The organism is Streptomyces sp. NPDC041970, from assembly GCF_055588985.1.
The window spans coordinates 1-10,451 of sequence record NZ_JBVJCD010000100.1 but is presented as its reverse complement, the minus strand read 5'-3'; the positions used below and the strand labels follow the sequence as shown (position 1 = coordinate 10,451).

General features: G+C 73.6%; 12 protein-coding genes. 6 read left to right on the top strand and 6 right to left on the bottom strand.

Features of this window, described 5'->3' with window-relative positions; all coding sequences use genetic code 11:
• Window positions 1-147: 147 nt before the first annotated feature.
• From ACZ6EJ_RS27340 to ACZ6EJ_RS27315, 6 genes are all read right to left on the bottom strand, one after another.
• Window positions 148-549: a CBS domain-containing protein gene (locus ACZ6EJ_RS27340; RefSeq protein ID WP_469270831.1), complete on the bottom strand. Its 402-nt coding sequence runs from the start codon at window positions 547-549 to the stop codon at window positions 148-150.
• 262 nt (window positions 550-811) lie between these two features.
• Window positions 812-1,612 carry a histidinol-phosphatase gene (hisN, locus tag ACZ6EJ_RS27335; RefSeq protein WP_469270829.1) on the bottom strand — a complete coding sequence of 267 codons (801 nt, stop codon included), beginning with the start codon at window positions 1,610-1,612 and terminating at the stop codon, window positions 812-814.
• 61 nt (window positions 1,613-1,673) lie between these two features.
• Window positions 1,674-1,997: a DMT family transporter gene (locus ACZ6EJ_RS27330; RefSeq protein WP_398090701.1), complete on the bottom strand. Its 324-nt coding sequence runs from the start codon at window positions 1,995-1,997 to the stop codon at window positions 1,674-1,676.
• A gap of 120 nt (window positions 1,998-2,117) precedes the next feature.
• Window positions 2,118-3,134 (bottom strand): ribosome small subunit-dependent GTPase A, encoded by a 1,017-nt coding sequence (rsgA, locus tag ACZ6EJ_RS27325; protein WP_469270827.1) that lies wholly within the window; start codon window positions 3,132-3,134, stop codon window positions 2,118-2,120.
• 3 nt (window positions 3,135-3,137) lie between these two features.
• Window positions 3,138-4,478: a 3-phosphoshikimate 1-carboxyvinyltransferase gene (aroA, locus tag ACZ6EJ_RS27320; RefSeq protein ID WP_469270825.1), complete on the bottom strand. Its 1,341-nt coding sequence runs from the start codon at window positions 4,476-4,478 to the stop codon at window positions 3,138-3,140.
• A gap of 178 nt (window positions 4,479-4,656) precedes the next feature.
• On the bottom strand, window positions 4,657-5,373 hold the full coding sequence (locus ACZ6EJ_RS27315; RefSeq protein WP_469270824.1) for a M50 family metallopeptidase: 717 nt from the start codon (window positions 5,371-5,373) through the stop codon (window positions 4,657-4,659).
• A 53-nt stretch (window positions 5,374-5,426) separates the two neighbouring features.
• Here ACZ6EJ_RS27315 and ACZ6EJ_RS27310 point away from each other — a divergent pair, with 53 nt between their 5' ends.
• From ACZ6EJ_RS27310 to def, 6 genes are all read left to right on the top strand, one after another.
• Complete coding sequence (locus tag ACZ6EJ_RS27310) at window positions 5,427-6,242, top strand: SOS response-associated peptidase (RefSeq protein WP_469270822.1); 816 nt, start codon at window positions 5,427-5,429, stop codon at window positions 6,240-6,242.
• Between the two features lie 36 nt (window positions 6,243-6,278).
• Complete coding sequence (locus tag ACZ6EJ_RS27305) at window positions 6,279-6,920, top strand: alpha/beta hydrolase family protein (protein ID WP_469270821.1); 642 nt, start codon at window positions 6,279-6,281, stop codon at window positions 6,918-6,920.
• 312 nt (window positions 6,921-7,232) lie between these two features.
• A complete protein-coding gene (locus ACZ6EJ_RS27300; RefSeq protein ID WP_469270819.1) occupies window positions 7,233-7,889 on the top strand; it encodes a sigma-70 family RNA polymerase sigma factor in 657 nt (218 codons plus the stop codon).
• Window positions 7,886-8,206 carry a mycothiol system anti-sigma-R factor gene (gene rsrA / locus ACZ6EJ_RS27295; RefSeq protein ID WP_469270817.1) on the top strand — a complete coding sequence of 107 codons (321 nt, stop codon included), beginning with the start codon at window positions 7,886-7,888 and terminating at the stop codon, window positions 8,204-8,206. Before ACZ6EJ_RS27300 ends, rsrA begins: the two co-directional genes overlap by 4 nt.
• Window positions 8,207-8,553: 347 nt before the next feature.
• Entirely contained in the window at window positions 8,554-9,549 is a 996-nt protein-coding gene (locus ACZ6EJ_RS27290; RefSeq protein WP_469270815.1) for a tetratricopeptide repeat protein, read from the top strand.
• Between the two features lie 119 nt (window positions 9,550-9,668).
• Window positions 9,669-10,310 carry a peptide deformylase gene (gene def / locus ACZ6EJ_RS27285; protein ID WP_469270813.1) on the top strand — a complete coding sequence of 214 codons (642 nt, stop codon included), beginning with the start codon at window positions 9,669-9,671 and terminating at the stop codon, window positions 10,308-10,310.
• Window positions 10,311-10,451 lie beyond the last annotated feature (141 nt).

Sequence of the window (10,451 nt, the reverse complement as noted above, 5' to 3'; positions counted from 1 at the left end):
TCCCCCCCCCCCCTCTCCCCCCCCTCCCGCCCCCCCCCCCTCCTCCTGCTTTCCTCCCTGCTCTTGTTCGTTCGGGGGGGCGGGGGGGGGGGCTCTCCCCCCCCCCCCCCCCCCCCCCCCCCCCCCCCCCCCCACCGCGCGTCGTGGTCAGCCGGCCGTGGCCACCGCGCGCCGGCGGGCCGGCGCCCAGCAGCGGAGGATGTCGCGCACCGAGACGACGCCCACCGGGCCGTCGCCGTCCAGCACGATGAGGTGCCGGAACCCCCCGTGCGCCATCGCCTCCGCGGCTGCCTGGAGCGTCCAGGCCGGGGCGGCGAACACCACGTCGGTGGTGATGTGGCAGGAGGCGGTCTCCCGGTCGGGGTCCTGACCGGCGCCGATCGCGTTGAGGATGTCGCGCTCGGTGATGATGCCGAGCCCGCAGGTGTCCGGATCGTGGACGACCGCGGCTCCGACGCGCCGGGCCGACATCATCCGGGCCACGTGGCGGAGGGTGTGGGCGGGGCCGATGGTGAGGACCACCGTGCTCATGGCGTCGCGGACGAGCATGGAACGAGCCACCTCCAGGGTGCACCGACTCCGTGAGCCGATTCACACATTCACAAGTGGGGGACTCTCAGAGTCGCACCCGGCGTCCGCGCCGACAAGGGGCCGCGGAGCGTGATCGGGGGGCGTGCGCGAGCGCGGTCCCCGTACGGCGTACGCCCGGCGGACCGGCCGCCGGCACGGAGGCCGCACCGGCCCGGCCGCCGGCCGCGCCGTCCAGCGGAGCCGGAGTGCGCCGGTGCGCGCCGACCGCCGGACGGATCGCTCAGTAGCGCTGGTTGAGATAGCCCAGCAGTTCGTCGTGGAGCAGCCCGTTCGAGGCCGCCGCGTCGGCGCCGCCCGGACCGTCGACCCCGTCCAGCCCGGTGAACCGGCCCCCCGCCTCCTGGACGATGATCGCGTTCGCCGCCATGTCCCACAGGGACAGCTCCGGCTCCGCGCAGATGTCCACCGCACCCTCGGCGACCATCATGTACGGCCAGAAGTCCCCGTACCCCCGCGTCCGCCAGCAGCTACGGGTCAGGTCGAGGAAGCCGTCGAGGCGGCCGTGCTCCTCCCAGCCGGACAGCGAGGAGTACGCGAACGAGGCGTCCTCGACGCGGTCCACGCGGGAGACCTCCAGCCGGGTCGCCGAGGTGAGGCTCCGCCCGGAGTACGCGCCCGCTCCCTTCGCCGCCCACCAGCGCCGGTTCAGCGCCGGAGCGGAGACCACGCCGACCACCGGCTGGTAGCCCGTCTCGCCGGCCTCCATCAGTGCGATCAGCGTCGCCCAGACCGGTACACCGCGCACGTAGTTCTTGGTGCCGTCGATGGGGTCGACCACCCAGCGCCGCGGCCCGGTGCCCACGACGCCGTACTCCTCGCCCAGGATCGCGTCGCGCGGGCGGGCCCGCTGGAGGTGGCCCCGGATCAGCTCCTCGGCGGCCCGGTCGGCCTCGGTCACCGGAGTCAGGTCCGGTTTGGTCTCCACCTGCAGGTCGAGGGCCTTGAACCGCTCCATGGTCGCGGCGTCGGCGGCGTCGGCCAGGACGTGGGCGAGGCGCAGGTCATCGTGGTAGTCGGACATGGCGTCACAGTATCCAGCGCCGCCCGGCGGGGGCCACCGCGTCCCGGCGCGGCCGGCGCGCTCAGTGCGCGGAGCCCGACAGTTGGAGACCGATCACGCCGACGATCACCAGCGAGATCGACACCAGCTTCAGCGTCGAGACGACGTCGCCGAGGAAGACCATCCCGTAGATCGCCGTGCCCGCCGCGCCGATCCCGGTCCACACCGCGTACGCCGGGCCGACGTCCAGCTTCCTCAGCGCCAGGGTCAGCAGCCCGAAGCTGCCGAGCGCGAACGAGGCGAACGCGATCGTCGGCCAGAGGCGGGTGAACCCGTGGGAGAGCTTCAGACACACGGCGAAGCCGGTCTCCAGCAGTCCCGCGACCACGACCAGCAGCCACGCCATCGTCAGTTGCCTCCTCGACAGGTGCCGGCCCGCTCCCGCACGGTGCGATTATGCCCTCACCGGTCGTCCGGGGCGGCTGACAGCGCCGTGCGGCGCCGCCGGGATCGCGACGGGAACCGGTCAGTCCCCCTCGTGGCGCTCCCGCGTCGCGAGCAGGCGGTGCAGGGAGTCCAGCCGGGCCGGGTCGGCGTGGCCCGCGGCCACCCAGGCGCCCAGCGCGCACTCGGGCTGGTGCTCGTCGTGGGTGCAGCCGCGCGGGCAGTCCTCGGTGCCGGGCTCCAGGTCGGGGAAGGCGTGGATGACGCGCGACGGGTCGACGTGGTGCAGCCCGAAGGAGCGGACGCCCGGCGTGTCCACCACCCATCCGCGGCCGTCCGGCAGCGGCAGCGCGAGGGCCGAGGTGGTGGTGTGCCGGCCCCGCCCGGTGACCGCGTTGACGATGCCGGTCGTCCGCCGCCGGTCCTTCGGCACCAACGCGTTGACCAGCGTCGTCTTGCCGACCCCGGAGTGTCCGACGAAGGCGGTGACGCGGCCGTCCAACTGCTCGCGCACCCGGTCCGCCGCGTCCCCGTTCTCCAGCTCATCGCGGCTGGTCACGATGTACGGGACGCCGAGCGGGGTGTACGCCTCCAGCAGCTTGTCCGGGGAGGCGAGGTCGGACTTGGTGAGCACCAGCAGCGGGGTGAGCCCCCCGTCGTAGGCCGCCACCAGGCAGCGGTCGATCATGCGGGGGCGCGGTTCGGGGTCGGCCAGCGCGGTGACGATGGCCAACTGGTCCGCGTTGGCGACGACGACCCGCTCGTAGGGGTCGTCGTCGTCCGCCGTGCGGCGCAGCACCGTACGGCGCTCGCCGATGCGCACGATCCGGGCCAGCGTGTCCTTCTCGCCGGAGAGGTCGCCGACGAGGGAGACGGTGTCGCCCACCACCGCGGCCTTGCGGCCCAGCTCGCGCGCCTTCATCGCGACCACCGCACGGTCCTCGACGAGGCAGGTGAGCCGGCCCCGGTCGACGGTGAGGACCATGCCCTCCACGGCGTCCTCGTGCTTGGGCCGGGTGTGGGTGCGCGGCCGGTTGCCCTTGCGGTTGGGGCGGACGCGGATGTCGTCCTCGTCGGGGTTCTTCCCGTAGCGGCGCATGTCCTAGACCCCGAGCATTCCGGTCCACATGTCCGGGAAGTCCGGCAGGGTCTTGGCGGTCGTGCCCACGTTCTCGATCTCCACGCCCGCGACCGCCAGGCCGATGATCGCGCCCGCGGTCGCCATGCGGTGGTCGTCGTACGTGTGGAAGACGCCGCCGCGCAGGGGGCGCGGGCGGATGTGCAGCCCGTCGGCCGTCTCGGTGACGTCGCCGCCCAGCCCGTTGATCTCCTTGGTCAGCGCCGCCAGCCGGTCCGTCTCGTGCAGCCGCAGATGGGCCACGCCGCGCAGGGTGGAGGGGGAGTCGGCGAGCGCGGCGACCGCCGCGATGCCCGGCGTCAGCTCGCCGACCTCGCCGAGGTCCACGTCGATGCCGTGGACGCGGCCGGTGCCGGTGAAGACCAGGCCGCGCTCCGTCAGCTCGCAGCGGCCGCCCATCGCCGTGAAGATCTCGCGCAGCGCGTCGCCCGGCTGGGTGGTGCGCTCCGGCCAGTCGGGGATCGTGACGCGGCCCCCGGTCACCAGCGCGGCGGCCAGGAACGGCTGGGCGTTGGACAGGTCGGGCTCGATCGTCAGGTCCCGGCCGAGCAGGGCGGAGGGGGAGACCCGCCAGACGTTCGGCTCGCCGCCCGTCTCCGGCTCGTCCACCTGCGCGCCGACCGCCCGCAGCATGTCGACGGTCATCCGGATGTGCGGCAGGGAGGGGAGGGTGGAGCCGGTGTGGCGGACCTCGACGCCCTGGTTGAAGCGCGGCCCCGACAGCAGCAGCGCCGAGACGAACTGGGACGAGGACGACGCGTCGATCGCCACCGGGCCGCCGTCCAGCGCCCCGCCGCCGTGCACGGTCAGCGGCAGCGCCCCGCGCCCGTCGTCGTCGATCCGCGCCCCCAGCGAGCGCAGCGCCTCGATCACGCCGGTCAGCGGGCGCTCGTAGGAGCGGGGGTCGCCGTCGAAGCGGACCGGGCCGTCGGCGAGCGTGGCGACGGGCGGCAGGAAGCGCATGACGGTGCCCGCGTTGCCGACGTCCACGGCGGCCGGGCCGTGCAGCCCCGCCGGGATGATCCGCCAGGCCTCGCCGGAGCCGTCCGGCTCGCCCGCGGCGGTGGAGCTGGAGGAGACGGTCTCCTCGATGCGCACCCCCATCGCGCGCAGCGCCCCGGCCATCAGCAGGGTGTCGCGGGAGCGCAGCGGGCGGCGCAGCCAGCCCGGCTCGGCGGCCAGCGAGGCCAGCACGAGGGCGCGGTTGGTGACCGATTTCGATCCGGGCACGGTGACGGTCGCATCGACGGCTCCGCTCGCGTGAGGGGCGGGCCAGAGGGCGGGCTGCACGGAACTCTCGGTCATGGCCTTCACTTTATCGGCTCCGCGCCGACCGGGATCGTGATCAAAAGCGAAGAAACCGGGCTGGATCGAAAGCGAAGGTACGGACCACGGTGCTTCCACCGCCCCGGACCGGGCCGGTGCGGTCCTCCGCCCCGCCCGGTTTCCGCCTTTCCGCCCGCGTCACGGCCGGCGGCAGGGGTCAGGCGGGCCCCAGCAGCCAGCGCCCGCCGCCGACCAGCGAGCACAGCGACACCGCGTGGAAGAAGAACAGCCACAGGACCGCCGGGGCGTTGGTCAGCCGGGCCAACTGGTCCGCGTCGGAGTCCGGGGCGCCGCCGCGGCGCCGCTTGGACTGGAGCTCGAACGGCGGCCGCACCCCGCCCATCAGCAGGAACCACACCACCGTGTACGCGAACGCCGACTGGACGTCCGAGGAGGCCAGCCAGGACACCAGCAGGAAGGCCGAGCCGGTCAGGATGACGGTGAGGGCCCCGTACACGTTCCGGATCATCACCAGCATCACCGTGAGCAGAGCCGTCGCCAGCCACAGCAGCAGGGTGATGCGGCCGGCGGCGAGCAGCCACGCGCCGCCCAGCCCCAGCAGCGAGGGGGCCGTGTAGCCGGCCGCCGCGGTGAGGATCATCCCGATCCCCGTCGGCCGGCCGCGGCTCACCGTCAGCCCGCTGGTGTCCGAGTGCAGCCGGATGCCGGCGAGCTGCCGTCCGGTGAGCAGGGCCACCAGGCCGTGGCCGCCCTCGTGCGCGATGGTGATCGTGTTGCGCGCCAGACGCCAGAGCGGGTTCGGCACGACGGCGATGAGCGCGAGGGCGGCCGTCACCACCACCAGCCACTGCTCGGGCGCGGGCTGAGTGCCGGTGACGCGATCGAGGAGATCACCCAGTTCGGTGCTGTTCATCGGCCGGGCGGCTCCTTGCGGTCGAGGCGGTCGGTCGTGGCAGTGTGGCACCTATGTGCGGACGGTATGCAGCGAGCCGGCGACCCGAGGACCTGACCCGGATCTTCGGCGTCGAGAAGTGGGAACCCGCCGAGGCCCTGGAGCCCGACTGGAACGTGGCGCCCACCAAAGAGGTCTACGCGGTGCTGGAGCGTCCTGTGAAGGACGCGGACGACCAGCGTCCGGTTCGCCAGTTGCGGACCCTGAGGTGGGGACTCGTCCCCTCCTGGTCGAAGACCCCCGAGGGCGCCGCCCGGATGATCAACGCCCGTGCGGAGAGCGTGCACGAGAAGCCCTCCTTCCGCCGCGCCTTCGCCCAGCGCCGCTGCATCCTGCCCGCCGACGGTTACTACGAGTGGGTCACCGGCTCCGAGGAGCGGCGGCTGGAGGAGCAGAAGGGCCGGAAGCGGGCGCGCAAGCAGCCCTACTTCGTCACCCCCGCCGACGGCTCGGTCCTCGCGCTGGCCGGGCTGTACGAGTTCTGGCGCGACCCGGCCCTCCCCGGCGACCACGAGGGGGCCTGGTGGGTGACGTGCTCGGTGATCACCACGGAGGCGGAGACCGGCCCGCTGGCCGTCGCGCCCGCCGAGGGGCCGGGCTCCCTCGCCGACATCCACCCCCGGATGCCCCTCATGCTCACCCCGGACCGCTGGGACGCCTGGCTGGACCCCTCGCACACCGGCGTGGAGGAGCTGCGCGCGCTGCTGGAACCGCCGCCCGGCGGGCTGATGCGCGCCTACCCGGTCGCCACCGCCGTCAGCAACGTCCGCAACAACGGGCCCGAGCTGCTGGAGGAGCTTGCCGCGCCGGAGGAGTCCACGCTGTTCTGAGCCGAACCGGGGCGGACGGCGGGGGAGGATGGCCGGATGAGCCCTTCCCGGAGCGTGCAGAGCGTCCCCACCGACGCCGGCGAGGCCAGGATCACCTGGTTCCCGGCGGCCGAGCCCCGTCTCGTCCTCGCCCTCGGCCACGGGGCCGGCGGCGGCGTGGAGGCGCGCGACCTGCGCGCCCTGGCCGCCGCGCTGCCCGACCGGGGCGCCACCGTCGCCCTGGTGGAGCAGCCCTGGCGGGTGGCCGGGAAGAAGGTGGCGCCGGCCCCGAAGACGCTGGACGCCGCCTGGCGCGGCCTGTGGCCCGCCCTGGCCGCGCCCGGTCCGCCCGTCGTCGCCGGAGGCCGCAGCGCCGGGGCGCGGGTCGCCTGCCGGACCGCCGCCGAGCTGGGCGCCCGCGCCGTCCTCGCCCTCGCCTTCCCGCTCCATCCGCCGGGCCGGCCCGAGAGGTCCCGCGCCGGGGAGCTGCTGGGCGCGGGCGTGCCCGCCCTGGTGGTGCAGGGCGGCGCCGACCCGTTCGGCCGGCCCGAGGAGTTCCCGCCCGGCCCCTACGAGCTGGCCGAAGTCCCCTACGGGGACCACGGCTTCGCCGTGCCGAAGAGGTCCGGCCGGAGCGAGGAGCAGACGATGGACGTCCTCACCGGCGCGGTCGGCGAGTGGCTCGCGTCACTTCGATGACGGGCCTCCCGGACGGGTGAACCGGGCGTCGCGGTCTTGACAGGGGCTCGGGAATGCCGTGTCCGGGGGCGCTGTTGTTCGGGACGTCGGTATAACAACGTCGTACGTGGAATGGGAGTCCGTCGCATGGGTTCGACCATCTGCCCGAGTCGCTCGAACGCCGCTGACCTGGAGTGGACCGTGCTGCCCGCGGCGAGGACCTCCCCCGAGCGGACCAGGGGCGGAGCCGGTCGGCAGCCCGCCGGAGGGCGGGGTCGACTATTCTCCGAGGCGAGCGGGTCCGGTTTCGGCTCCGCCACATCGTTGGAGGAGGTGGGTCCGGTCACTGGGACCGACACAGGGACCGACGACGGCCGCGCCCCGGAGACGACCGCCGAGCGCAACGCGCGCTTCGAACGGGACGCCCTGGGCTTTCTCGACCAGATGTACTCGGCCGCGCTGCGCATGACGCGCAACCCCGCCGACGCCGAGGACCTGGTCCAGGAGACGTACGCCAAGGCCTACGGCTCCTTCCACCAGTTCCGCGAGGGCACCAACCTCAAGGCGTGGATGTACCGCATCCTCACCAACACCTTCATCAACTCCTACCGCAAGAAGCAGCGGGAGCCCCAGCGCAGCGCCGCCGAGGAGATCGAGGACTGGCAGCTCGCGCGCGCCGAGTCGCACATGTCGACCGGGCTGCGTTCGGCGGAGTCCCAGGCGCTCGACCACCTCCCGGACTCCGACGTGAAGTCCGCGCTCCAGGCGATCCCGGAGGAGTTCCGCATCGCCGTGTATCTCGCCGATGTCGAGGGCTTTGCCTACAAGGAGATCGCGGACATCATGGGGACACCCATCGGCACGGTGATGTCCCGGCTGCACCGCGGGCGTCGCCAGTTGCGCGGAATGCTGGAGGACTACGCCCGCGAGCGCGGGCTCGTCGCGGCCGGCGCCGGTGGTTCGGACGATCGGAAGGGCTCGGCCTCATGAGCTGCGGAGAGCCGCACGAGACGGACTGCTCGGAGGTCCTCGACCATCTCTACGAGTTCCTGGACCGGGAGATGCCCGAGGGTGACTGCACCAAGTTCGAGGTGCACTTCGAGGAGTGCTCGCCGTGCCTGGAGAAGTACGGCCTGGAACAGGCCGTGAAGAAGCTGGTGAAGCGCTGCTGCGGCCACGACGAGGTCCCGAGCGACCTGCGCTCGAAGGTGATGGGCCGGATCGAGCTGATCCGCGCCGGTGAGGCCGTGCCCGACCAGGACGTGGCCGTGCACGACGCGGACCGGTCGGCCACCGCCGCCGAGTAGCCGCCCGCGCCTCCGATCCACCCGCTTCCGCACACCGCTCGTACGGGCCGGTCCGCATTCGTCGGACCGGCCCGTACCGCTGTGCGCCGCCGGATCACCGGTGCGCCCGGCGCATACGCGGGAGCGTGCGGGGAAAGCGTCAGCGGGCCGCTCGGCGCGCTGGGGCGGCCGGGGCCCGGCGCCGGCCGCGACCACCGGGGGCAGGCGGTCGGGGGCGTGGACGCGGGGCGGTCCGATCCGGTCCGAACGGGGTAACCCATGGGTAATGAGCGGGCGTCCGGCTGGGCATGGTTGGATGCGAAAGCAGAGCGAATGACGAGGGTGTCCAGTCGGGACAGGCGGGAATCGTGAGGATCTTCGGGAAGGTACGGCATCGGCCGTCCGCCTCTTGGCGGCAGGCCACGGACCGCGCGTTCACGCTGATCGGCGACGGCCGGTACGAGGACGCGGGGGCGCTGCTGACGCGCGCGGTGGATCTGGAGCCCTGGCTCTCGGAGTCCTGGTTCAATCTGGCGCTGCTGCACAAGTTCCGGCACGACTGGGAGCAGGCGAGAGCGGCGGGCCTGCGCGCCGTCGCGCTGCTCGACCGGGAGTCCGGTGCTCCGGACTGGTGGAACGTGGGCATCGCGGCCACCGCGCTCCAGGACTGGCCGCTGGCGCGGCGCGCCTGGCAGGCGTACGGCCTCAAGGTCCCCGGCGGCGGCCAGCACGGCGCGGCGGCCACCGAGCCGACCGGCATGGAGCTGGGCAGCGCGGCGGTGCGGCTGTCGCCGGAGGGCGAGGCCGAGGTGGTCTGGGGCCGCCGGCTCGACCCGGCGCGGATGGAGGTGCTCTCGATCCCGCTGCCGTCCTCCGGGCGGCGCTGGGGCGAGGTCGTCCTGCACGACGGGGTGCCCAACGGCGAGCGGGTGACCGCGGCCGGGCCCTCGTATCCGGTGTTCGACGAGATCGAGCTGTGGGCGCCCTCGCCGGTGCCGACCTGGGTGGTGCTGCTGGAGGCGGCCACCGAGGCGGACCGGGACGCGCTGGAACGGTTGGCCTCGGACGCCGGGTTCGCCGCCGAGGACTGGTCCTCCTCCGTACGGCTGCTCTGCCGGGCCTGCTCGGAGAGCCGGATGGAGAGCGACGAGGGCGACGGGGAGCACCTGGACCCGCACGACCACAGCGAGCCGGGCCACCCCGGCCCGCTGGGCCACCGCACCGCCGGGGCCGGGGACCTGTGGGTGCCGGAGCGCGAGTGCGGTATCGCGGCGCCCGCCGGGCTGGTGCGCGGGCTGCTGGACGGCTGGGTCGCCGACAGCCCGGACAGCCGTGAGTGGCGGGATCTCGAAGAAGTCTGCTGACCGCTGCCCGTAGGCTGTACGCGCACCGATCGCGGTGCTGGTCCTCCCGCGGTTCTCCGGGCGTCCGGGGCGGCGCGGGGCCACCGAGTCCAGGTTTTGCAGGAAGGCGTACGGCGGACATGTCGCAGCAGGAGACGGACGGGCACACCGGCGTGGACGACGAGGGGTTCGTCGTCGACACCGAGGACTGCGAGGCGCGCGAGGCGGCGTACCGCGAGCGCGGCTCCTCGCGTCCCATCACGGTCGTGGGCAACCCGGTGCTGCACAAGGAGTGCAAGGACGTCACGGAGTTCGACGACGAGCTGGCGCGGCTGATCGACGACATGTTCGCCAGCCAGCGCACGGCCGAGGGCGTGGGGCTGGCCGCCAACCAGATCGGCGTGGACCTCAAGGTCTTCGTCTACGACTGCCCGGACGACGACGGCAAGCGGCACGTGGGCGTCGTCTGCAACCCGGTGCTGGAGGAGCTGCCGCCCGAGGCGCGGGTGCTGGACGACTCCAACGAGGGCTGCCTGTCGGTCCCGACGGCGTACGCCGCGCTGGCCCGCCCCGACTACGCGGTGGTGCGCGGGCAGGACGCGCGGGGCAACCCGATCCGGGTGCGGGGCACGGGCTACTTCGCCCGCTGCCTCCAGCACGAGACGGACCACCTCTACGGCCGCCTCTACATCGACCGGCTCTCCAAGCGGGACCGCAAGGACGCGCTGCAGCAGATGGCCGAGGGCACCCCGCGCTACGAGGTCGTCCCCAACGACCGATGACGCCTCCGCAGGGGCCCGGCGCCACCGGCAACGACGTCGTCCAGTTGCAGCTCCGGGTGGCACATCGGGGGAGCACACGGCTTCCCCACAGTGGGGGTGCTACTCATCTAGTCGGGGAGCGGTCGCGCTTTCAAGACACAC